Here is a 25,715-nt window from a genome sequence, read left to right on the forward strand (position 1 = left end):
TTAAGTAATGGAATAGTATCTAAGTGAAATCAAAAAATGGGAGTGTTATGTTGGAAACATAATACTCCCATTTTACCAAGCGTAGGCTATGGTGGTAACAGGTTCAGGTTGCGGACTAGCTATTAAAACCGAAACGTCAGCGTAACCGTCGCATTCCTGGGGGCACCGGGGAAAAGGCGGAGGTAGTTTTGAGCTCCGAGCCAGTACGTCTGATCAAACAAATTATTCACGTTCATGGCTAGTTGAACGTTGCTTTTAGCGGGTGTATAGTAGAAAGCAGCATCAAAAACGGTGAATGCCGGTATCATGAAACTTCTGGTAAACCAGGGCACTTTATCGCCCTGATATTGCACCCCCAGCCCAACGCCTAAGTCTTTCAACGCCGATGCACTGCTGAAATTATAGCGTGTCCACAGGTTTGCACTGTGCCGGGGGGTGTTTTGTTTACGGGCACCAATCAAACTTTCGTCCTGGTCGCGGGTAATGATCGCATCGATGAAGCTGTACGACGCATTTACCTGCCATTCGGGGGTAAGATAGCCAGCCAGTTCCCATTCAATTCCTCGACTGCGTTCAGCTCCTCGGGTGACTAGCCGATCTGGATTAACCGGGTCGTTGGCGTTCATGAGAATATTTTTCTGAATAATTTCATACAGGGCCACATTCATGTGCATACGGTTCTGGAAAAAAGAAGTTTTAGTGCCCACCTCTTTCAAACTGCTTCGCAAGGGATCAAACTGACTTCCGGCGGGTAAACTACCAGTTTGCGGCATAAGCGTTACTGTATTGGATTGCGGTTGAAAGCCTTCCAGATAGGTACCATACACATTGACGGACGGGTTGACCGTATAGGTAAGTCCGACTCGGGGAAGCAAGGCGGATTTGTTCACCTTACTAGCATTAGGAGATCTGTAGTTGGTAATATCTTCAAACCAGTCGTTACGAAGTCCGAGCAGCACCAGCACTTTCCCCAGTTGAAGTTGCTCCTGAAGGTAAATCGCATGAGTGGTAGTCAGGGCTGCTGGAAGTGCCGTTCTGACATTCATGGTATAATCTTCGACATTGCGGAGGGTATATTGAGGGTTTTGCAGATCGAAATAATTCACATTCGGCTTAGGCAACACCACCCCGTTGGAAGTAATCGTCTGATAGTTAGCGGCATTCGCCAAGACAAATGAACTGGCTACCGTACCGTCTTTCAATAGAAAACCTCGGGCCGCATTTTGTCCACCGCCTTTGAGCTTGTTCCAACTCGTCAGATCATAGCCCAGCAGAAGCTTATGACCCATCTTGCCCGTGTTGAAATCAAAATTTAGGTAAGCGTTCAAATTGTCGGTGTTCCAAAATTGCTGGCGTTGTACAAATTGCATGGCAGCCAGATTGGTTACGGGCTCATTTTTGATATTGGGGGCGAAAGCATTGGTGGTACGGTGTTCACGCAAATCTTCCGTCCAGGACTGCTTCATATAGGCGGCGTTTAGTCCGATCTTCGAACTAAACTTATGCGAAAGGCTTCCCATCAAAATCAATTCCTTAGAGCGGAAGTAATCATTCGGTGCTCCTAGGTTGAGTCGGGTGGAGGTGCTGTTAAGCCGTGTCTGTCCGGCCACGGCTCCGAAAATAGGTTGTCCACGATCAAGCACGCCATTCATGTCGCTGTAGATCAGCTCCGCGTTCAATGCCGTTTTAGGGTTCGGGATATAGCTCAAAGAAGGTGAAATAAGAATGGATTTATTATTCACCAGGTCGCGGAAGGAACGGGCCTGCTGGTAGGCTCCGTTCAGACGGTAAAGCACGGTTTTCGACTCATTGAGTGGGCCGGTGAAATCCAACGTGCCGCGAAACGTGCTGAAACTTCCTCCGCCCAGCGAGACTTCTTTCCGTTGGACAGCCAGGGGCTTTTTCGTCACCAAATTGATACTTCCGCCCGGATCTACGGAAGAGAAAGTCGCACTGGCGGGTCCTTTAATCACTTCTACTCGCTCGATATTAGCCGTCAGTGGTTGCAGAAAATAGTATTGCCGGGTACGCATGCCATTAATAATCTGGCCTTCCTCATTCTGGCTGATCCCCCGAATGGTGTACTGGTTGTAGTAGCTGGAAGGAATCACGCCGCTGGCGATCTTAACGGCATCGCCCAATTGAAAAGCCTGCCGATCCGTAATTAATTCTTTAGTAAGGGAGGTAATGGACTGCGGGATGTCTTTATTGGGCGTTGAAATTCGGGTAGCAGAAAACGAATAATCGCCGCTGTAGTCTTTGGCGAGGCGACCCGTCACTTCCACCGTTTGTAACTGATTGACCTCCGGTAGTAATTCAATGCTAAGAAAATCATTTCCGGCAACCCGTCGCTCCGTTTTGTAGCCTACGGCGGTGACCTGGATGGTTCCTTTGCCTGGAAGTATAAAGAAACCCACTGAATCGGTAACGGTTCCTTTGCCCGAACCAAGTAACTTCACGCTGGCCCCCGAAACTTTGGAGCCAGTGGCCGCATCTGAAACAGACCCAGTAATCTGCTGAGCGTGGATTTGTAAAGTGGTGAATAGAAGAAGAAGCGTAAAAACTCTGATCATAAAAGGGGTAATTAAACTGTTTTGAGATAAAGACTTTCCAATTCGTTCGCTGAGATCGTATCGGCATTAATGATGGATTGAAGAACTCCTTCTTTCATGATGCCAATGCGGCTGGCTACTTCTTTAGCCCGGAAAATGTCGTGGGTGGTCATCAGGATGGCAGTACCCTTGGAGGCCAGTGTCTGAATGATTTCCGAAAATTCGTTGGAGGCTTTGGGGTCTAGTCCACTGGTCGGCTCATCGAGCAGGAGTGCTTTTGCTTTCTTGGCTACGGCGATGGCAATGCCTACCTTCTGCCGCATACCTTTGGAGTAACCGGAAAGCTGCTGATCGAAAGCCTGCACTTGTAGCCCCGCCGCTGAAAGCAAGGACCCCAGTTCTTCTCTGGAATACGCAAAACCTGCCAGCGAAGAGAAATATTCGAGATTTTCGATACCAGTCAGGTTGGGGTAGAGCATGACCGTTTCGGGGATATAAGCCAGGTAGGGTTTGATTTCCTGCGGCTGGTCGGCCACCGAGATGCCGTTAATAAAAGCAGAACCTTCGCTGGGTTTAACAAAGCCCAAAAAAAGGTTGATTGTGGTAGTTTTTCCGGCACCGTTCTGACCGAGCAACGCAAAAATTTCACCCGGCTGAATAAGTAAATCCAGCTTGTTTACTGCGGTATGGTTGCCGTATCGTTTCGTGAGGTTTTTGGCTTCAATCATTGGTTAAATCTTTAATCGTCAGGAAATTTCTTTTAAACGAAAGCAGGGCTAGTCCTAAAAAGGCAAAGGACCAAACCAGGATCACCAGGATGCCAGCAGTAGGTGGTTCGTTTCCATAACCGACCGGCTGATAAGGCGGAAAGCCAGCCCAATCCAGTTTTTCGGTAGGAGTGTCTTCAAAAATGTGCGGATAAAAATATTCCCGGATCTGACGATGATGGGCTTTAACCGATTGCAGGTAACGTACGTGACTTTCAAGGTCGGTATTGGCTACCTGGTTCAAGGCTTGTTGGGCTGCGATAAGCGGGTTAAACCATCCCATGATTTCGGACAGATTTTGCCTTTGGCCTAATTTTTCGAAAAGTTGTTCCGAGGCATGTTTCGACTCCAGATCGCCCGAAAATTGCATGGCATAGTACCAGCCGGGCGAATATTTATCATCAGGAATCGGATAATGGCGATACTGAGGATACACCGCATAGAACTTTTCCATAGTGGTTTTTTTAGGGGCGTCCCATTTAGCGTGGTAGCCCTCTCGTTGACGAATCGTCGTTTCGCTGGCTTCGGGGATGGGTATGTTGCTATTAACGAGGGTGTTCGCCATCCCCGGAAGAAGAACGGCCAGAAAGATCCATATGCAAATCAATGCAGTGGCATTGAAGGAAGAGCGTTTGCCTAAAGAAACGATCAGGGCTGCGACCGCGAACCAAAACAGTACATAAATCAAGACAACCAACAGCAGTTGAAAGGTAGGCCCAGAAAATGGAAGTCGCAGGCAAAAGCAAGCCGCTGCAAAAACGGCTAATGTGAGTACCAGCAACACTCCAAACCGAACCAGCAGTTTCCCGGCAATGGTTCGACCTAACTGAGCCGTCGAGGTATGCACGATGTTCCAGACACCCGTTTCCTGCTCTTCTGAAAGGACGTTATAGCTTAACGCGATGATGAGCAACGGGAATAAAAATAGAAATACGAAAGCAGCGTCCAGATTTCCCACCAGTAAATTGAGCGGATTCGTTAGCTCCGAATCGTAGAGCTGCCCTTCAATAGCGAGCATTTTTACTTTTAGCGTATAGGGATGAACGTCACGTTGACCCAGGGTAAATCGAGCCCAGGGCGTAGGCGGGTTGATCGTATAAAAAAACGGATAATAGGCGGTGGTACCGGCCACTTTTCCGGCCCCATGAGCGACGATTTGCTGCAAGTGATGTTTTTGCACGGAAGGCACGGAAGCGATGGTTTGCTGCTGATGCTCAATCACCTGGTTTCCGTGGAAAAAGCTGTAAAAGGCAAAAGCCAGTAGGCTGATCGCCCCTAGAACTACCGCCTTGTTCCTTAGAAAATGCCTTAATTCCAGTCGCAGTACGTTTCGGTAAGGTTTCATAACAAATAGTTGCGTTTGGAAGAGATGTAGTATAAAGCACCAAAGCCCGCCAGGACCCAACAAGTCAGTGCGGCCAGACTAACCCCCGCCGTCGAAAGGCTCTCTGTGATCGTAATCGGTTGAAACGTGAAATCGGGCATCTGCTGCCAGTTTTTAGCACTAACCTTTTGCTGACCGTCGTTTTTGTAACGGATTTGAGTCAAATGAATCTGATTAAGCCTTTGCGATTTTTGGTAGCGGTAGTGTTCCGTCTGTTGCTGAAAAGCGGTAAATGAGTTGAAATCAGTACCGCAAAGATTCATCGACAGGTTACGAATCGCCAGAAAAGGATCAACGAAAGCCAGGGCTGAGGAAACGGCGTTTTGGGATTGGTAGATTCCGATCAGACGGTCAAAGTGCTTGCTGAATAAAGCAGAACTAATGGTTTCGCTCTCCTGCATGACCAGTGCTCCGTAATTCAACGGCAGAGCCTGGACAGAATCGACGCCATACTTTTGCAACAGGCTTGCCTTTAACTGGGCAAAATGCGGATCGTTGGGATCATGGCTATCGCCCTGCTGGCTTAGCTCTGCTTCTATGGCCTGTTCGAAGGCAATCTTGTTAGGGGCTTCATGAAGCTTACTCCCCAGGGTCTGGGCACTTTTAGGAATGACCACAACGCTTAGGATCCATCCGGACACGAGCACCATTAAGGCATTTTTGGCCGATGTGCTCACCGCTGATACTCCTACGACCAGTACCCCTACAATCAGGAAATAGATTGCGTATAAAGAAACGATGATTGCTATACGTAATAAGGAGTCTATCCCTAGTCCATCATCGGAAAGAAAAAAAGAGCCGGCGACGAGGCTTATCAAGATAAGCGGTAGGAATAAAGCCCAGACCGCAGCGGTGAGCCCCGCTGTTTTACCTACCAGAAGGTCAAAGAAAGAAGCACGCTGGCAAAGCAGAATTTTCAGTACGCCGTTTTGTTTTAGTCCGGCGATGGTTGAAAAGCCAATAAAAACAATCAGTAACGGCACCAGCAATTGGATGACTAGGGCTAAACTTAGCTCGCCAAACCGTAACATGCCATTAGAGAAACTGGCTTCACTCAGGTTGATTGTATTTTGGCGGTGTGCTTCCAGAAAGACAGCATTCCCAACATAGCTGTCGAGACCGAAATCAAAAAAGCTGAGTGGCGATTTTTCGCGAAAGACCAGATAGCCATAATGGGCTACCCGGTGAGGGTGCCGATCAGGCTGACTCATCCAGTGATCATGGACTTGCTGATGGGCCACCGCTTGTTGCCGATTGAACTTGCTGACATACTGCCACCCGGTAATCGTCGCCAGCAGCGAGACGGCCAACAGCGAGAAGTAGAGCAACCGCGTGGTGCGGCTTCGGAAAACGGTATTCCATTCCTGTCGGGCAATGATTTTGATAAAATGAAGTTGCATGGGGAAGGGATAACTAAGGTACTAAATGCAATAATGTTGCAAAGTAACAGCCTTACTATATTTATTGCAACAATGTTGCAATAAATATAGTAAGGCTGTTACTGGACATCGTAGGTTTAGTTACTTTCCAAACGCGTTTTTCACGAATTCGCTTTGAAAATGCAGGGTTATAAACCAACTCCTCCCACTCTTATTGTGACCCCAAAGAGATACCTTCGGTGGAATAGGACGGAGCTGGGGCTAGTAAAGTCTTCCCAAGACCCAAATCATAGGCTTGAATTACAACGGAAGGTAGGAGCCTGCCGCTCTGGATGACAGAGATCATCAATAAAAATAAATAGGTATGTTCGTCTGTTTTGTTAAAGGTAGCGTTCAAAAATGAACACGTCATTGTGCGTTTTTGGACAGGTTATAATTAGTTATCTGTTGTGTATGAGTATATTAACTCTAGTTGTTCCGCGTAGGCATGGTTTTAAACCCAGGATTATAGAAGGTATAATAAGTCTCAAGAAGTATAGCCAGGTCTATCACGAAGTGTAAAAGAACTACGTCATGTTTATCAACCATCTTAAAATTGCAAGACGCAACCTGAGTCGTCATAAGGTTTTTTCAATGATTAATGTGATTGGCCTGGCTTTGGGGATGGCGGGTAGTTTACTCATCTATTTATGGATACGAGATGAATGCAGTATCGGGACTCACTATAAAAATGCGTCTCATCTGTACCGGATTTACGAGCGGCAGTTTCGCAATGGGGAGGTCAGTGCTTCTACCGGAACGCCAGCGTTACTTCCACCGGAGCTAAAGCAACAGTTTCCCGAGATCGTTTATGCGGCGGGATTGACCTGGGAAGAGCCGCACCTGGTTCATGCTCAGGAAAAAATATTACGACTTATGGGCCGGTCTGCCGGGGCGGACTGGTTTCGCATGTACGACCTTCCTCTACTGGTGGGAAACCCAGCAACTGCTCTCCAGGACCCCTCGAGTATAGCCATCTCTCAGCAAATGGCTCAAGCCTTATTCGGGGGAGCTACGCAAGCGATGGGTAAAACGATACGGCTTGATCATCAAATTGATTATCAGGTTTCAGCCGTGTTTGAAGATGTCCCTACCTCCGTAGAAGATAAGTATGATTTTCTATTAAGCTGGTCTGACTTCATGACTCGTACGACCTGGGCGAAAGAGTGGGGAACGAGTAGCCCTCAAACTCGTATACAATTAAAACCTGGAACGAATGCCGCTGCCTTTGACGCAAAGATTAAGTCGTTTTTGCAGGGCAGACACGCAGGCCTTGGGTCCGGTTTCAACATAGAATTGTTTCTACAACCAGAAACCAAAGCTCACCTCTATTCAGACTTGTCGAGTGGGTATGCCACTGGAGGTCGGATTGAATACGTCCGGTTGTTTAGCGTGGTAGCCGTCTTCCTTTTGTTAATCGCCTGTATTAATTTCATGAATCTGGCTACGGCTCGTTCGGTGAAACGAGCGAAAGAAGTAGGCGTGCGAAAGGTATTGGGAGCTGGTCAAAAAGAGCTGATTGGACAATTCCTGAGCGAAGCCCTCTTGTTAACATTACCCGCCCTGGTGCTGGCTCTTGAACTGGCTTCACTGGCCTTGCCTGCTTTCAACGCCTTAACGGCAAAGCAGATGGAGTTGCCTTTAACCAGCCCTACTTTCTGGCTGGCTCTGATTGGACTGTGGACATTTGTAGGTTTACTCTCAGGAAGTTATCCAGCCCTTTATCTGTCTTCCCTGCAACCCGTTCGGGTACTTAAAAGTGCTTTCCGTTTGGCTGGAGGGGCCCTGAGCTTTCGCCAGGGGTTAGTGATTTTTCAATTCACGTTATCCATTCTTCTGATCATCGGAACGCTGGTAGTTTACCGGCAGCTCCATTACATGCAAACCAAAAATCTGGGCTATGAGAAGGGAAATTTGATCTACTTAACGGCGGAAGGTAAGGTGGCTGCCAACTACGAAACGTTTAAGCAAGAGCTGATGCGGCAGGCTACTATTCAGAGTATAACCAGGGTTAATGATCGGTTATCGGATTTCGGGAATAGTACGAATAGTGTGGAATGGAGTGGTAAAGCCAGCAACCAGAGTACTGAATTTCAAATTCAGTCCGTAGGGTATGATTTGATAAAAACATTAAAGCTCGAAGTACAGGGACGTGACTTTTCCTCCGCGTTAGCCACGGATTCAAGCAATTATTTGATTAACGAAGCGGCAGCTAAGCGTTTACCCTATGCTGATCCGCTGGGCAAAGATCTATCGGTTTGGAATAAACCGGGTAAGATTATTGGGGTAGTAAAGGATTTCCATTTCGGGTCTTTACAGAAAGCCATTGAGCCTCTCATCATTCGACTTAATAAAAACGCTTCAGAGCAAACGATTATAATTCGAATCCAGCCGGGTCAGACCCAAACGGCTCTTGCTCAGATCAAGTCTCTTTACCAGCGTTTTAACCCCGACTATCCTTTTAGCTTTCAATTTGCTGAGGCAGACTATGAAAGATTATATGAGAAGGAAAAAGTGGTGAGTGTATTTGCTAATGTATTTGCCAGTCTGGCTATCGTTATTTCCTGCTTAGGTTTGTTCGGACTGGCGGCCTTCACAGCAGAGCAGCGAACCAAAGAAATTGGCATTCGTAAAGTATTGGGAGCATCCATTCCAGGAATTGTCGCTTTGCTTTCCAGGGATTTGCTTACGTTGGTACTGGGTGCCAGTTTACTGGCTGCTCCTCTGGCTTGGTATGCCATGAGTGAATGGTTGGGAGGCTTTGCTTACCGGATCGAACTATCAGGATGGATTTTTGTAGGGGCGGGCCTGGTGGCGTTGGTGGTTGCCTTTCTAACGGTTAGTGTCCAGGGCATTAAAGCGGCTCTTTTGAATCCGGTTAAAACGCTGAAAAGTGAATAGGGGTCTTTACCTGCCTAATCACGTATACAAAGTTCGCTACTATCACTAACCTTACCCTGGGAGGTTTTTTAAGTTCAGTTAGGGAAAACTTTACAATCAATGTACCTTTCTCCATTCGCTGAAGGTAAATGGAGAAAGGTACATTAATATGCTTTTCTGAAAAACCTATTTGGGTTTTTCGCCCTTTTAATTTTCATATCTCCTCTCTGTTAACAAATCGGTTTCATTTATCGTTATGTTCTATAAAATATAACGATAAATTCGTTAGTCAGCGTTTGAAACCGAACCTATGCTCCATTCTACTTTTCTCTATTTAACCTTAGTTACGGTTTCGAATGATACCATTCCACGCCCGGATTCGATCCGATCACGCGAGTTGGGAGAGGTGGTGATCTCGGCTTCTCGACTACCGGAATCCATTCTTAAATCGCCCGTTAGTATTGAAATGCTTGACGCCCGCCGGATTCGTCAGTCCGCCCAGCCTTCGTATTTTGATGCCATTGAGAATCTAAAAGGCATTCAGATTCTTACGCCGAGTTTAGGCTTTAAGGTGTACAACACTCGTGGCTTTGCTAATACAACCAATGTTCGATTTGTACAATTAGTAGACGGCCGGGATAATCAGGCTCCGCACATTGGGGCTCCCATTGCCAACGCCCTGGCTCCGTCTGATCTGGATATTCAGCAGGTGGAGGTAGTTCCTGGCGTGGCTTCGGCTTTGTACGGCATGAATGCCCTGAATGGTCTGGTAAATATCATTACCCGAAATCCATTTGATTCACAAGGGTTTAGTATTGCTCAGAAAACGGGTATTAACCATGTGGGAGAATCGGCGACGTCAGCTAAACTTTTCTCAGAAACTAGTCTGCGGTATGCTCAGGCCTTTAAAAACAAATTTGCCTTTAAAGTAAATCTGGTTTACCAACGGGGGTATGACTGGATTGCTGCGAATCAGCAGGATTTGAGTCCAAATGTAAATAGCTCCCTGGGTCTGTCTGGCCTGGATAATCCCGCTTTAGATCCTGTCAGTAGTTACGGAAACGAAGCTGCCAATCGTCGTACCTTGCGATTGGGAGGTAGAAATTACGTTGTAGCCCGAACGGGGTATTACGAAGCGGAAGCTACGGATTATAACCTGATGAATCTGCGGGGAGACGTGTCTCTGCATTACCGGATTAACCCCAGAACGGAACTGATCTATACCTATCAGGGAGCCACGCTCAACAATGTTTACCAGCGTACCAATCGTTTTCGACTGGAAGATTACCGGCTCGATCAACACAGTGTAACACTGCGTTCGCCTTCGGTTCAGTTACGTTTGTATCGTTCGAGCGAAAATACGGGCTCTTCCTATAACATCCGCTCAATGGCCGAGAATATCGACCGTTTCTTCAAGTCTGATAACCAGTGGTTTTCAGATTTCACCAGTGCATTTAATACCTTACGGGCAGCCGATGTTTCCGTAACCAATGCTTTACAACAATCCCGTAAAACCGCCGATCAGGGGCGTCCCATACCGGGAACGCAGTCATACGAGGCCTTGCTAGAGCGACTCCGGCACATTAATAACTGGGATACGGGAGCGGCTTTGCAGGTAAAGTCCTGGATGTATCACGCCGAAGGGCAGTTTCAGCCGACGAAAGAACACTGGAAAAATTTCCGTGAGCAAACAGGAATTGATCTGTTGGTGGGCTTTGACTTTCGTCGTTATGTAGTGTATCCCGATGGTAACTATTTCGTTAATCCCGCCAGACCCGGACAAAACCTAATCTATGGTAAGCAAGGAGCTTTTCTTCAGGCGGCCCGGGGCTTTTTCGATGATCAGTTAAAAGTAACGGGTTCACTTCGGGTGGATAAAAACAGTTATTTCACTGCCCGGCTAAATCCCCGCGTCGCGGCGGTATATAGCCCAACCGAACTGCACAACTTCCGTCTTTCGTATCAGAATGGCTATCGTTTCCCGTCTCTGTTTGAAGCCTTTTCGAATGTGATTTCAGGAGGCGTAAAAAGGGTAGGAGGTTTACCCATTATGTCCCAAAACATTTACGAACGGGCTTACCTGCGAACGTCCATCGATGCGTTCCAGGCGGCCATTAATACCGATATCAATACCAATGGGCTAACGACTGCTCAGGCGATAGAAAAGAACAAAGGCTTGTTACGAAAAAGTCCTTATACCTACCTGAAACCCGAGCAGGTAAATAGCTTTGAAGTGGGTTATAAAGGCCTGTGGCTGAAGCAACGACTCTACGTCGATGGCGAATTTTATTATACGGCTTACCGGAATTTCATGGCTCAGGTCAATGCCAATATTCCACGCGGTAGTAATGCCGATTCACTGGGTTATTACTTGTCCAGCTCAACCACGCAGGATCGGTATCGGCTCTGGACAAATTCGCAAAGTCGGGTTTATAACTACGGAGCGAGTGCGGCCTTGCGGTATAGTTTAACTTCTCAGTGGTCGTTGGCAGGAAATGTGTCTTTTGCTCGTTTGGACCGGGCTGAAAAGGGGGATGGCCTAGAAAGTGCCTTTAATACGCCTCAATGGATTACCAATGTAAGTGCTTCAAACGCAAACCTCTGGTCGGGCCTGGGTTTTTCAGTCAGCTATAAATACCAGAGTGCCTTTCTGTGGCAATCTGAACTTGCTTCTGGAAGGGTCGCGGCCATTAACACCGTGGATGCCCAGCTTAGTTATCAATTGCCTAAACTGGGCCTGTTGCTGAAAGCAGGCGGAACAAATCTTATGAACAAATCCTATTACACCTTTATCGGGGGGCCGGGTATTGGTGGGTTTTATTACACTAATGTGGTTTGGGAGCCCAGGCGGAAGTAAGGTTCGTTGAAGACACTAACTTGGTGTAAGGGCTGGTGTCTTCAACGAACTGTTTTAGGATTAATCATCAACTCTGTCGCGGTCGGCGGAGCTGATGTATTGCTCTAAAGTTTCTAAATCCTGAAAAATAGGACTTAAGGTCTTCACAAACTCTAACTGTTTTTCTTCTGAATCGGCATAGGCATAAAAACCACCCGCTTCTGGATCAAAGTCAATGTGGCTAAGCAAGGCTGGATTTACTTTTTCCAGAATTTGAATAATATGATCTTCCCAACAATAGCCATTGGGTTCGTAATCATAACTGGCGAATAAGGCCATATGGGCGGGAAGCAATTCAATATCTGCTCTAATCCCAAAGTCACTAGTAATTTTAAAAGGTTCGTAGGTGGTCAATTCCATAAGTATTGATGCATTTGATATGAAACGCCAATTAACAATGATAGGGTTACTTTTGTCAAGATTCAATAATTAACATTTCATGAATTTCGAATCTATTCTTCTAAAAGATCAGGGCTATAAGTAGATTAATTGCCGTTTTTTATAAGTAATCGTAGAGTCTAATAAACTGTCTAGAAATTGAAATAAACTTTCCCGACTTCGGTGACTATTAGATGTAATCAGTTTGAATAGCGATCTATTATCGAGAGCGAAGGAGCTTTTGTCCTTTTGCTGCCTTGCTCGGTCTTGGGAAGTAACTGATTCCCCGGATTTCATCCGGGGACTCCTAGGGCACGATTGGTAGTTGAGGCCATTCCATACCTCAAAAATATTTATCCATCAGCGTCTGTCATTCAGAGCGAAGCGAAGAACCTTATGATCTTTTTCGAGCTGTTTAGGGCATGCGGTAACTTGACTAAGCCAGCCCCGCCCCATTCCTCATAAGGTCTCTCTTTTCGTTCGAGAGGACAGGGGGGGAAATTGGCTCCCGCAGTCACTCGGCTAGAGCTGAGCGATTGCGGGAGGGGGTATCAACAATTGGATGTTAGACGAATGATGCCAGCGAAAAAGCTGGCATCGGTCGGCCTGAAGTCTATGGATTTGCCGCTTTCATTTTCTCGCAGTTACGCCGTGGTTGTTTAGACACCAGCCATAGCGGGGAGAGACAAATGCCATGAAGTCGCGTCTATACCCTTTCAAAACCAAAATTTTGAGTTAAACTGCGAACGTGTGATGTAGGCCGCTTTACTCAAGGATTTTGGTTTAACTAACTAAGACCCACTGGTGCGAGATTCCATCTCGTTCCTAAAATAAGGCAGGTGGAACCTGCCGTTATCCCTCAAAGTTTCAGAAGTCTTGATTCTAGACTTAAGTAAGCAAAGAGCGACCTTCTTCCAAAAAGGCCGCTCTTCGTTCATTATCCTTCCGCTTTTGCTAGTTCGGCACTGATAAAATAACTACCCTTTTTAACCAGCGGTAGGGGCGATGGCGTTTCTAATATGATTTCGGTATACCCTTTTTCTGAAGTCCCGATCTTCACGGGAATCTTTTTAAAGTAGTAATACTGTTGATCCTTTTTTTCGAGACGGTAGACAAAGCTTTTACTACCATCCCGAATGATGGCTTCATTCGGCAGAGCAGGGACTTTCTTCTGATCCGTTACAATCTGGGCTCTTACATAGGCACCGGGCACCATAGACGCACTGTTGGCCAGTAAATGGCCCTGTACTTTTACGGTTTTGGTGTCTCCATCAAACGTTTGAGCCACTAGCTCTATCCTCGCCGTTTGCTCTTCGGTATTTCCCTGCGTCAAAGCAAAGTGAATGAGCTGGCCTTCTTTTACTTTGGCAATATCCTTTTCGAAGACGTTCAAGGCCACGTGTAGATGCTGTTTATTGACAATCTCCATCAACGCTTCGTTGGCATTCACGTGACGGCCAATGTTAACGTTTATCGCCTGCACATATCCGCTGAAAGGAGCCCGGAGCTGAATGGTACTCAGGATGGAGCCTTGTCGGACAGACTTGGGATTAATACCTAAGAGCCTTAACTGAGCCTCCAGAGAAGTGACCAGAGCCTGAGTAGCTTTATAATCCGAGTCAGACTGCTCTAGTTTCCGGCGGGCACCGACGTTTTCTTTTTCAAGCTCTGTCTGACGTTCTAATTCTTTGCCTAAAAAGTCAATTCGGCTCAGAGCCTGAAGGTATTCCTGCTGAAGCTTAATATAGTCGGGGTGTTCCAGTTCGACAACCGCCTGGCCTTGCCGAACAAAACTACCCTGGAGGAGATTCATTTTCTTAACAAACCCACCCAGAGGGGCACTGATCGTAGCTATGTATTGAGGCGGAGCCTGAATAATGCCATTGGCCTGAATGGTTTCCGCCAGGCTGATTTCATCGACAACTCCCGTTTCAATACCGGCTTGTTTGACCATCGCGACGGGTATTGGAATGAGTGCTGTTGTGATGACTGAAGCCGTGCGATCAGGTTTCACCAAGGAGTCCTGTTTTTCTGAATTTTTATGTTCGGACTGGCAACCTAACAGGGTTATCCAGCCCAGGAAAAGGAGTTTCTTCATGAATTTATTCGATGGGGAGTACTAGTGACTCCAGTTCAATAACCGCTTGATTGTAGGCTGCAACCTGATTCAAGTATTCTTCCTTGATTTGCCAGGCCTGCAAACTCGCCTGCACAAACTCGACGTATTCAATCTCTCCGGCGATATAGCTTTTCTCTGCGTTGGCAAGAATAAAGTTGGCCTGCGGAAGTGCCGTAGCGGTATAATATTCCAGATTCTGAGCGGTGCGGAGGACTTCCTGCTGATTAATCGACGCGAGGCCCGTCAGACGTGAAGCCTGATATTCATACTCAATTCTGGTAGCTTGGGCACTGAGCCGGGCCGCCTCTATTCGACTTGTATACCAGCCCGAAACGATGGGTAACGAGATGCCAACCTGCACCGCCTGAAAGCCCCCTTTCCGTTCAAAGGACTGATTCAGGTATCCGAGTCGCAGATCAGGAAGTAGGCGATTTTTCTCAACGCTAATCCGGCGTTCTTCCGATTGCTGCTGACTAGCTAGGAATTGCAGTTCGGGATTATTTTCTGCAAGAATGGATAGCTTTGGATTAGGCGTAATGCGAAGCGATTGGCTCGTATCAATCTCCACGCCTTCGGGCTGTTGAAGGTAAATACCTAAGGCCTGCCGGGCTATCTTAATCTGCGATTGCAGCGACCGGATTTGAGTCCTGATGTCCCGCTGGCGAGCCTGGGCCGTAATCTGTTCAAGCCGATTACTTTCGCCCGTTCGTAGTCTCACGTTGGCTGCGAAGGCGGCTTTGGTAAACACAGAATCCTGTTGCTGTAATACCGCTTGTCGGGCGTAAAGAACCAGCAGGTGGTAATACGATAACTTTACCTGACGCATTAATTCATTTTTCGTAACCCGAAAATTTTTCTGAGCCAGGTCAACCTGAGCTTCCTGAAAGCGGCGTTGGGACTGATACAATCCCGGTAAAGCAAAGCTCTGCACCGCGTTAAAGGTATAATCGCGATTGGCCCCCTGAATTTGCCCCCGCTGGTAATCCAGGCTGGTTTTGGGAATGTCAAAAGCCGAACGCCGAAGTTTTTCCTGTACCTGAATCGAAACACCAGCCGATTGCAGATGCTGATTACGTTCTAGGGCCTGAGTTAAGGCCTGATCCAGGGTAAGTTTTTGAGCCTGAGCAGGGAAACTGCTTAGGAGGCTTACTAGGAGCAAACTCATTACCACCGAGCCCTTTTTACTGACTTTCACCGAACGATCCAGGTAGCTATACAAAATGGGAAGTACTACCAGCGTTAGTAAAGTGGCAGAAACCAGTCCGCCAATCACTACCGTAGCCAACGGACGCTGTACTTCGGCCCCCGCCGTTGTGGAGAGAGCCATGGGCAGAAAGCCCAGCGAAGCCACGGCGGCTGTCATTACCACGGGTCTGAAACGTACCGAAGTGCCTAGTAAAATCCGTTTAAACAACTGGGAATGCCCCTCCTGCTTGAGCTGATTGAAGTAACTAATCAGAACAATGCCATTCAAAACGGCAATGCCAAATAAGGCAATAAAGCCCACGCCTGCCGAGATGCTAAAGGGTAGTCCCCGAAGTTCCAGAGCCCATATGCCCCCAATGGCCGAAAGTGGAATGGCCGAATAAATCATCAAGGCCTGCCTAACGGAACCGAAGGTAAAAAACAGAAGGACAAAAATGAGTAATAGGGAGACCGGCACGGCTACCATGAGTCGGGACTTTGCTTTCACGAGGTTTTCAAACTGACCTCCATAGGTAATGGAATAATTGGGAGGTAGTTTTATCTTTTGTGAGAGAACCTGCTGAATTTCACCGATCAGACTCTCCACATCCCGGCCCCTGACGTTCATTCCAATGGTAATCCGGCGACGGGCATTATCCCTTGAAATCTGCATGGGAGCATTACTGTAGCGGACACTGGCTAGTTCTTCCAGCGGAACCTGGTTGCCGTTGGGTAGATCCACGTAGATTTGTCGAATATCCGTAATGTCCTGACGGTGTGAACTATCAAGTCTTACTACCAGATCGAAGCGTTTCTCACCTTCAAACACTACGCCCGCCGTTTCGCCCGCAAAAGCTGTTTTAATCACCTGATTTAGAGCAGAAACATTAACTCCGTACTGGGCCAGTCGTGCCCGATTGTAAGAAACCAGCATTTGGGGTAATCCCACAATCTCCTCTACTTTGATATCACTGACCCCGTCTATGTTATGGATGATTCCGGCGATTTGATTAGCCCGGTTATGCAGGGTATCTAAATCCTCGCCGTAAATTTTAATGGCCACATCCGACTTGACACCCGTCATTAATTCGTTAAAACGCAACTGAATGGGCTGGGTAAATTCCAGATTCAAACCAGGTAATGTTTCTAAAGCGGCTTTCATTTTTTCTACCAACACGGCTTTGTCGTGGGTAGTGACCCATTCATTGGGTTCTTTCAGTCGAACCATAATATCGGCGGCTTCAATAGGCATAGGGTCCGTAGGAATTTCAGCCGTTCCAATTTTAGAGACAACGGTTTCTACTTCCGGGAAAGACGTTTTAAGAATCTTCTCTACTTTAGTCGTCGTCTCAACCGTCTGACTTAGCGAGCTTCCGGGTTTCAGCGTCAGGCTAATGGCCAGATCTCCTTCGTCGAGATTAGGAATAAACTCGCCTCCCATGCGGGTAAATACCCAGACACTAATGCCCAGCAATACCAGCGACAGACCTAAAATGACAGCCCGGAAACGCAGAGCCTTACGAATCAGCGGATCATATAGGCGATGTAGACCGTGCATGATTTTCTCGGAAAAGGCACTTTCTTTGGTATCGGGTTTCAAGAAAGCGGCGGCCATCATGGGAATATAGGTAATGCAAAGAATCATGGCTCCCAGCAACGCAAAACCTACGGTCAGAGCCATCGGACGAAACATCTTGCCTTCAATACCCGTCAAAGACAAGATGGGAAAATAGACAATTAAAATGATGAGCTGGCCAAAGAGAGCCGACTGCATCATCCGTTCGGCGGATTGCTGAGCCACGTCATCCATCTGTTCCTTCAAAACCCCCTGGTGATGGACCAGATAGAAGATCATGCCTTCGATAATAATCACCGCTCCGTCCACGAGTAAGCCAAAGTCAATGGCTCCGAGACTCATCAGGTTGGCCGAGACGCCGAAGGTGTTCATCATCCCCAGGGCAAAAAGCATACAAAGTGGTATGACAGAGGCTACAATTAATCCGGCACGCAGGTTACCTAGCAACACCAGAAGCACGACAATCACGATGAGACCGCCTTCAATCAGGTTTTTAGCTACGGTATGAATAGCCTTATTAATCAGCACCGTCCGATCCAGAAAAGGTTCCAGCACTAACCCTTTGGGAAGCGTCTTGCGAACTTCTTCCATACGGGCCTTCACGCCCTTAATCGTCTTTTCTGAACTGGCCCCTTTAAGCATCATCACGATACCACCTACTACTTCGCCCGTACCGTTTTGAGTCATGGCCCCATATCTAACGGCATGACCTATACGTACACTCGCCACATCCGCCACCAGAAGAGGTGTTTGATTGATGGTCTTGATCACAATCTGACCTATTTCCTCCGCCGAATGAACCATGCCCTCCCCACGGATAAAGAACGCTTCAGGACCTTTTTCAATGTAACTGCCCCCGGTGTTGGCATTATTTAGGGAAAGGGCCGTAAAAAGCTCCGCCATGGTTATATCGTGTGCCCGCAATTGATCGGGGTTTACGCTTACCTCGTATTGCTTTAAAAATCCCCCCATGCTGCTTACTTCAACGACTCCGGCAACACCCGCCAACTGCCGCTTGACTATCCAGTCCTGAATAGTTCTCAGCTGCGTCGCGTCATATTCGGCCTCATAACCTGGGGCAGGCCGCAGTACGTATTGGTAAATTTCTCCTAAACCGGTAGTAATGGGAGCCATTTGTGGGGATGATCCTCCGGAAAGCAGGGCCGCCTCCGACTCTTTGAGTTTTTCACTCACTAGTTGTCGGGCCAGAAACAGGTCTACGTCATCTTCAAAAACTACGGTAATGACCGAAAGACCAAATCGGGAAACCGAGCGAATTTCCGTAACTCCCGGAATATTGCGAAGGCTGGTTTCCAGGGGGAACGTAATAAACTGTTCCATCTCCTGAGCCGCCAGGGAGGAAGATTGGGTAACGACTTGTACCTGATTATTAGTGATGTCGGGATTGGCGTCAATGGGGATTTGCGTCAAGGCATAACCTCCCCAGGCCATAATGGCCAAGACTCCAATAGCCACGACAAGTTTGTTTCGGATGCTGAATCCGATCAACGCTTGTAGCATGTCAGCATTGGTTAGTTCCAGAAAATAGAATCAAGAATCAGCCCCGAATGATGCCGGCACCATCAGTTTGATGCCTGCTTAGGGGACTGATGAATACGAAAGGACAACAGCTATTGAGTTACCCGCAAGGGCAACTAGGTTCTGTAATCAATCCGTGAGAGGAACTAGAATTGCTGAGGAGGGCGTAACAGCGAGACGTACGTTTGGTAGGCGTACGCATTTAAATATTGGAAATGGTGATTACAGGAGAAAAACGTAATCAATGGCTTTTCAAGAGCAGCTTTGAATTCACTAATCACAAACAAAAATCCAGCCGAGGCATGATTGTAAAAGGGGATCTTCGTGTGAGGATGTGGGGTTTTCGCGTGCTCCGAGCTTGGGCTGTAATGCATTTTTAAAAAGCCCCAGAAACTTAAATTTGGTTGCAGCTTAGCCCTATGCTCCTGAAAATGAGTAAGCAAGCCCGGAATTTTATAGACCTCCTCTATGTCAGTTTGTGGAAACAAACTGCCCATAAACATTAATATGCTCAGAAAGAGGGCGATCACTTTTCTCATGGCGAGCCAAAGGTAGAGTAAATTCAAAAGAAGCGTACATAAAAGTATATTAAATTATGAATCCTAGAAGCGGTCTAACCTTTAGAATCGGAATGTGATTCTTCGCTTTGCTAGAGCTGTTAGGTTTGGGAGAACGGCAGGTAGAACCTGCCTTAGGGTAGGAATGAGAGGGGATCTCGCATCAGTGGGTTCCCCCGCAGTCGCTCGGCTCTAGCCGAGTGACGCTGTAGTCTGGTAGGCCTCTGGCCGATGTTCGCAAGCCTGTTTTGGTTGGGAAAAGTTGTTGGCTGATCCTCTACTGGTTCGCCGTCTACCAGCCAGAGGCCTAGAGCTAGGTAGTCACTCGGCTAGAGCCGAGCGACTGCGGGTGGCTTGGGAGAACGGCAGGTTTAGTCAAGTTACCGCATGACCCACCCAGCTCGAAAAAGACCATAAGATTCTTCGCTTCGCTCTGAATGACAGAGGCTGATCATAAAATAGCCCCTCGCAGTCGCTCGGCTCTAGCCGAGTGACGAGGTAGTCTGGTAGGCCTCTGGCCGATGTTAACAAGCCTGTTTTGGTTGGGGAAACATTGTTGGCTGAGCCCTTACTGGTTCGCCGTCTACCGGCCAGAGGCCTAGAGCTAGGTAGTCACTCGGCTAGAGCCGAGCGATTGCGGGGAGTAAAGCGAAGGACCTTATTACGTTTGCGTAACGCATTGGGCCTTGGGAAATTTTATTCACTTGCTCTTGACCCCGGATTGCATCCAGAGCTATTCTTTTCCGTTTAACACCACTGGTACAAGATGGAATCTCGCACCAGTGGAAGAACACTATAGATATACGACTAGTGCTTTCCGGCGAAGTGATCATACGTCAGCTTGGCTATATCCGCAATGATTTGTTCGTTCTTTTCTATCCCTTCGGTGGAGTTGTTTACAAATACACAGATAGCCAGATGCTTATCAGTAGGCAAAGCGATAAAACCGACATCGTTGACCGCTCCCATCATTCCGTCTTTATTGGTTCCCGAGGTTCCCGTCTTGTGGATGACCAGAGTTCCGGTTGGTAATAGCTTTTTGAGTCGATTCTCCCCAGTTACGGTCTCCGTCATTACTTTCCACAGGAAATCGTGGCTACTCTTCGAGAGAATTTTTTGCTGATAAAACAGCTTGAGTAAGTCCAGCATCGCCGCCGGGGTAGTCCAGTTGGTGTATTGGACGTCCCAGTTTCCCTGAGCCTGCATGGTTGCTTCCGTCGCCCGGATCGCTACCTCTTTAATCCCTAATTGATGAATGAACGCATTTACCTGCTCCGGTCCACCCAATAGTTTAAAGAGGTAATCGCAGGCACTACCATCACTCTCGGAGATCATATAACTGATAATCTTCGATAAGGGTAAATCAACGTCGCCATTGGGATAGTCTTCCCCCATCGGACTATGCAGTCCAGGAGTCAGGTCACTTTTTTTAATGTGCATCTTTTGATCCAGTCGGAAGCGTCCTTTATCTACTTCTTTCAGAACCGCTAAGGCTACATGAAACTTATACACACTCTGCATAGGCACATGCGTAGATCCATGGATGAGCAAGGTTTTTCGGCTGGTAAAGTCGTAAATGCCGACCCCTACCGTTGCTTTTTTGGTTTTAACGAGTTGTTCAATTTTAGTTTGCAGGGACTCAGTCTGAGCATAAAGTGATGAAGTAGTCAGCAGCAAACTCAGCAAGAAGAGAAAGGTTCTCATGGGTGTAATGAAAGGAAGATAGGCTTGATTAAAAAGATACATACATTCAGATTTGCTGCCTGCATAAATACCAGGCAGTTTACGAGCATGAAGTTACTGGAGATTTTAGAAGCCTGTTACGTAGCTAACCATTTTAGTTTCTTGTAATTATTTAATACGATGTCATTCAGTTATAATAATCTGAATGATAAGTATATTAACGAACAACTACTGATCTATTTCGCTAGACTTTCAAGTTGTTGGAAAGTCTATAAGCTTCTTCAAACGTTATAGGGCTCGAGGATCATATCGTAACGGTCAAGACCAAGGGCATAAAAATTCGGAGAGATTTTTAGCGTCCGAAAACCAGCCTTCTCAAAAAATGGGAAACTCAACTGAGTCGTGTCCAATAGTACCGATGTGCCTGGCCTGATTTCCTGAATTTTACGGAGTCGGTAAACTAGCAGCTGCTTTCCAACTCCCTCGCGTTGAAAATCCCGTGTTACCATGCCCCATACCAGTTCAGCAGCCTTATCTGCCTCGGAGGGTAAATAAAAACCGGCACAGGCGATGATTTGATTTTCATGTTCCACCACATAATAATTCATTGATGAGATCTCCAGTTCGCGAAGGAAATGCTGAAACAGCTCTTTTTCATGATCCGCAAAAAATGCCGGGCAATTGCTTTCAAAAGCCTTCATACATCCAGCATAATCTGCTGATTGATAGGTACGTATAACCATAATAGGATGATTAGTAGTGTTTCGACTGATAGACCTCTCGCTTTTCCGTCTCTTCACCAAAGTAGGTAATGAAGCCTGGTTGCCAGTAAGCATTGTCTCTAAATCAAAAATGTCTATTCTCAAAGAAAATAGACATTCGATAATCCGCTAATAAATTTTTTATAATTGCTTGCATGGAGAGCGTGTGAACACTTTACATACTTGTTTTGAATCAGTCGCTAACGCTGATGAAGCCGCTATAAAGGGCTCAATTATATCGGGAAATCAAGTTAAAAACCAGGTCTGATCATACGTTGGACGACTAGACAGGACCTACACCTACCCTTAAGCCTCCCTGACAAAAGTAATACATTAAGCAATAATACGATAAGTATATTTATACAATACTCGTTGGAACAGGGTATGTGTGTAAGTATTGCCCTCATAACTATTGAAATCATAGTTCATTGTCCGTATAAATAGTGATCAACCTTAGCTCTAATGGACTGACTAAACTGGCATTCTAAATAACCCTCCTCATTTCCACCGCTTATCTATTCCCAATAACTAGAAAACCTTGGAGTGAGATTCTTCGGATGGCTCTGGAGGATAGATGGGAATGAACCAACTCTCTCAACTTGTCATCTGGAACCAAGAGAGTTACCTTGGATGGAATGGGGTGGGCTTACTCAAGTTTTTGCATGTCCCAACAAACTCGAAAAGGGTATAAGGTTCTTCGCTTCGCTCTGAATGACAGACGGTGATGGATAAATATTCCTCGGGTATAGAATGGCCTCAACTACCAACCGTGCCTCAGGAGTCCCCGGATTTCATCCGGGGCTATCCAGCTTGGGTGCATCCAGACCGGGGCTATTCATATTCAACCCCGCTGGGGTTGTGGTTAACATTGTTACAATAGAGTTACGCCAAGAACCCCGGAGGGGTTCAACACGGATAGCCCCGGATGAAATCCGGGGACTCCTAGGGCACGAGGCCAAGTAAATCCCCCCTTCGCTCTCGATGACAGATCGTTGCATAAACTCTTTCATCCAATGGTTCCCGAAGTAGGGAAAGGCTTTTTTACTTTTATTTAAATCTTATTTTTAGATAACCTCTAAAATATTTGAGCTTTTCAAAGGCTGCCAGATGGCTCATTTCCTTATCGTTACAACCATTAATCAGGAGGGCGATGCTTGAAACAAAAACATCCCGACGCTAAGCAGCATCGGGATGTAAGGTCTTCCTATTGCTTAAAGTAAGTTCGTTCCAAGCAAATGATTTAAAACCATCTGACTCTAAAAGTGTCAGCAGGTTTGTAACCTTTAACCTTTATTTAATGAATGAAACGATTTATTAGGCATCTGCTCCTAGTGCGGCTAGCAGGGGCTGATAAACCTTAAAAAATCCGGGTATGAATGTTGAGTTATACCCTTGGTTTTCCCACCCGCTTATCCTTTAATCTTAGGGAGTTAATCGTACCGTTGGAGAGTAGATTAGGTCCCACACATTTTTGGTTTTTACACCCACCCGAGCGTAGAGAAAGCCTGTTTTTTTAAGATTTGTTTTCTCATAAGTTGATAAGGTTTTCAAATCCAGCGTAATCGTGTTTGTGCCTGGAACTACGTTACTAAATGACCTCTCGAATGATTTAGACGTATTATCCACAATAGCTGTCGTACACAAATGAATGACCGCTTTTTCTATGGCCGCGGTTGAGACTACTTGCTCAACATTGAAGGTGGCGGTAAATACCGAATCCTTATAGCTGCTGGTATAGTTGCTTAGCCAGAAGTAAGGCGTTACTTCAAAGTTTATATTCTTCTCTTCTCCTTTCAGGGAAAACCGCAGCGTATCTGTATTAGGTACCCATGGACCTCGTCCCGGAGTTAGGTTAAGGAAGTAATCGCCATCGAAAGCATTCACCGTATAACTACCATCTTCTTTGGCAAATACCTTGATAAAACCCTGTATCCAGCCTTCACCCGTTTGGTGAAGCTGAAGCATGTTAGATCCGTAGGCATCAGAGGCAGTTGACATCAACTGCATGGGCTGTCCTTTATAGAGAAACTGGCCCGAAACCCTGGAGGTAGGATAGTCCCAGTTATCAATTTCTGTGCTGCAGCCCATAAGCAAAGACACCGACAGAAAGAGGAACAGACGATAGAAAAGGGATGATATAGTCATGATATAAATGCTTATTGTAGAGGGTTATACACCAATTTAGGGTTATTGGCTCGCCAGCTCGGCTGAATGGCCGCGTAATAATTCATCAAAGGAAAATTACGGGGATTGGGAGCCATTTTATAGGAAGCCTGTTTGGTAAATACCCACTTCCCATCATTCGCGTCGCCCGGAGCCACTACTTTGTAGGGGAAGAGCGAATACATCTGAGCCGTAGGATCATTGGGGGTACCATTCCAGATGGTATGAGCTAACCGCCAGCGTTTTAAATCCCAATACCGGTGATCTTCAAAAGCGAATTCAACCCGATATTCATTCACAATGTGGTTGAACGTAATAGTTGACTCGGTTACGGGTTGAATACCGCCCCGACGGCGAGTAACGTTTAAGTTCGTAACGGCCTTCGCTTTATCTCCCAATTCGAAAGCGGCTTCGGCGGCAATCAGATAGGCTTCGGCAATACGGATGCGGGGCCACCACATCTCGCTGAAACCTGGATTTAATCCTGCATTGGGGGTTTCATCCAGAAATTTCCGAACGAGGAAACCGGTTTTGTTAACAAAATTGTCAGAATTAGCCACCGGGCCATTAATAGATGTGATCAGATTACCCTGAGAATCTTTACCTCCAACGGAGGAAGTTAGCAGTACGTATTGATTACCCGATTTGTTAAGTTGGCCCGCCTGAAGAATCACAGGTGTCTGACGATAAGGAGCATTGGGGTAGATGACCGTTCCCCAGAGCCGGGCATCCTTTTTAGTGAAAGGATCTTCAACAGAATTGTAGAATACATAACTCCCGTCGTCATTTCGTGTCTTGATTTGCGGGGCACTACCATCCTTATTTTCAAAGGCTTCCACCAGATTCAAAACTACACCCAGAGCGTTACCATCCGTATAATCCCGGTGAGAATAGGGCATTGTAAAATTTGTAAATTGCGTTACTACATTCGGACGTAAACGGTCCATCGCCCAGATTACTTCGGTATTGCCTGATTTTACGCTCGTCGCTTTGTAAAAAGAATCACCCAGGTTGGTTGGATCAATCTGCAATACATAAGGACCCTGCTGGATAACCTGTTCGGCGGTTTCGAGGGCTATCTTATAATACTTACTGGCCTGATCAGCGGGAATACCTGCCTCCCAGTTTTGCGTTCTGACGCTGGGTGTAAGTTTATTACCATAGTTGGCAATGGAACCTGCGTATACCGCAGCACGTGCTTTAAGCATCAAGGCAGCCCATTTATTGGCTACACTTCCATTGGTGGTTTTAGAAGAGGTGAGTTTAGAGGCAGCCAGATCGCACTGAGCAATAACGTAATCATAGATTCCCGCTTCCGTAGAGCGTGCTACCTGAAATTTAACCGGGTCGATACCCGACTGATACGTGTACACGGTATCGCCCAAGATAGGCATGCCCCCAAAAGAGCGAGCCATGCAGAAATGATACCAGGCCCTTAAAAAAATACACTGAGCCTCCAGATCACTTCGATCTGCTTCCAGTAAGGCTGAACGGGCTGCACTCGAACGGATTCCGATTAGGAACTGATTCATTCGTCGAACCAGCCCATAATCATACGTCTGGAAGAAATCACGAGGGATCACTTTTTCAGCATCCGTTGTGGTGGCTGGCCCATACGAAAGATTAGCTTCGTCCAGTAGGTGGTAATTGCCATGATCACTGTTTGTTTGTCCGTAATTAACTGATGCATAAAAATTAGCCAGAACCGACTGAGCCAGGGCTTTGTCGGTAAAGACCCCATCCTCAGGTAAAATATTGGTTGGTTCTGTATCCAGGTCGGTTGTACATCCTGCCAGGCCTAGCATAAACGCCATCACTAGCAAACCAAGAGAGATTTTCATAATCTTAGGTAAATAA

Annotated in this window: 14 protein-coding genes; 2 read left to right on the top strand and 12 right to left on the bottom strand. The window is 46.7% G+C overall.

The window, feature by feature from the left end:
• Positions 1–122 precede the first annotated feature (122 nt).
• The 4 genes from QE390_RS20995 to QE390_RS21010 are packed head-to-tail and all read right to left on the bottom strand — an operon-like array spanning position 123 to position 6,103.
• Positions 123–2,573 carry a TonB-dependent receptor gene (locus QE390_RS20995; RefSeq protein WP_307143692.1) on the bottom strand — a complete coding sequence of 817 codons (2,451 nt, stop codon included), beginning with the start codon at positions 2,571–2,573 and terminating at the stop codon, positions 123–125.
• A gap of 11 nt (positions 2,574–2,584) precedes the next feature.
• Positions 2,585–3,280, bottom strand: a complete 696-nt coding sequence (locus tag QE390_RS21000) for an ABC transporter ATP-binding protein (protein WP_307143693.1) — start codon at positions 3,278–3,280, stop codon at positions 2,585–2,587.
• On the bottom strand, positions 3,273–4,664 hold the full coding sequence (locus QE390_RS21005; RefSeq protein ID WP_307143694.1) for a DUF3526 domain-containing protein: 1,392 nt from the start codon (positions 4,662–4,664) through the stop codon (positions 3,273–3,275). Before QE390_RS21005 ends, QE390_RS21000 begins: the two co-directional genes overlap by 8 nt.
• Positions 4,661–6,103 carry a DUF3526 domain-containing protein gene (locus QE390_RS21010; protein WP_307143695.1) on the bottom strand — a complete coding sequence of 481 codons (1,443 nt, stop codon included), beginning with the start codon at positions 6,101–6,103 and terminating at the stop codon, positions 4,661–4,663. Before QE390_RS21010 ends, QE390_RS21005 begins: the two co-directional genes overlap by 4 nt.
• 552 nt (positions 6,104–6,655) lie before the next feature.
• On the opposite strand from QE390_RS21010, the gene QE390_RS21015 reads away from it, so the two are divergent.
• Positions 6,656–9,022, top strand: a complete 2,367-nt coding sequence (locus QE390_RS21015) for an ABC transporter permease (RefSeq protein WP_307143696.1) — start codon at positions 6,656–6,658, stop codon at positions 9,020–9,022.
• 289 nt (positions 9,023–9,311) lie between these two features.
• Positions 9,312–11,858: a TonB-dependent receptor gene (locus QE390_RS21020; protein WP_307143697.1), complete on the top strand. Its 2,547-nt coding sequence runs from the start codon at positions 9,312–9,314 to the stop codon at positions 11,856–11,858.
• Positions 11,859–11,918: 60 nt separating this feature from the next.
• Here the strand turns inward: QE390_RS21020 and QE390_RS21025 are convergent, their stop codons facing one another.
• The 8 genes from QE390_RS21025 to QE390_RS21060 form a co-directional block, all read right to left on the bottom strand.
• A complete protein-coding gene (locus QE390_RS21025; RefSeq protein ID WP_307143698.1) occupies positions 11,919–12,257 on the bottom strand; it encodes an Imm51 family immunity protein in 339 nt (112 codons plus the stop codon).
• Positions 12,258–13,212: 955 nt separating this feature from the next.
• Entirely contained in the window at positions 13,213–14,373 is a 1,161-nt protein-coding gene (locus QE390_RS21030; RefSeq protein WP_307143699.1) for an efflux RND transporter periplasmic adaptor subunit, read from the bottom strand.
• 4 nt (positions 14,374–14,377) lie between these two features.
• Positions 14,378–18,676 carry a CusA/CzcA family heavy metal efflux RND transporter gene (locus QE390_RS21035; protein ID WP_307143700.1) on the bottom strand — a complete coding sequence of 1,433 codons (4,299 nt, stop codon included), beginning with the start codon at positions 18,674–18,676 and terminating at the stop codon, positions 14,378–14,380.
• Positions 18,677–18,840: 164 nt separating this feature from the next.
• Positions 18,841–19,233 (bottom strand): hypothetical protein, encoded by a 393-nt coding sequence (locus QE390_RS21040; protein ID WP_307143701.1) that lies wholly within the window; start codon positions 19,231–19,233, stop codon positions 18,841–18,843.
• Between the two features lie 825 nt (positions 19,234–20,058).
• A complete protein-coding gene (bla, locus tag QE390_RS21045) occupies positions 20,059–20,955 on the bottom strand; it encodes a class A beta-lactamase, subclass A2 (RefSeq protein ID WP_307143702.1) in 897 nt (298 codons plus the stop codon).
• A gap of 260 nt (positions 20,956–21,215) precedes the next feature.
• Positions 21,216–21,677 carry a GNAT family N-acetyltransferase gene (locus QE390_RS21050; protein ID WP_307143703.1) on the bottom strand — a complete coding sequence of 154 codons (462 nt, stop codon included), beginning with the start codon at positions 21,675–21,677 and terminating at the stop codon, positions 21,216–21,218.
• 1,440 nt (positions 21,678–23,117) lie between these two features.
• Entirely contained in the window at positions 23,118–23,840 is a 723-nt protein-coding gene (locus QE390_RS21055) for a DUF3823 domain-containing protein (RefSeq protein WP_307143704.1), read from the bottom strand.
• 11 nt (positions 23,841–23,851) lie between these two features.
• The gene (locus QE390_RS21060) at positions 23,852–25,699 is read right to left on the bottom strand and encodes a RagB/SusD family nutrient uptake outer membrane protein (RefSeq protein ID WP_307143705.1); all 1,848 of its coding nucleotides are present in this window, start codon (positions 25,697–25,699) and stop codon (positions 23,852–23,854) included.
• Positions 25,700–25,715 lie beyond the last annotated feature (16 nt).

The sequence above is a fragment of the Siphonobacter sp. SORGH_AS_1065 genome, from assembly GCF_030818595.1.
Lineage (GTDB): Bacteria > Bacteroidota > Bacteroidia > Cytophagales > Spirosomataceae > Siphonobacter.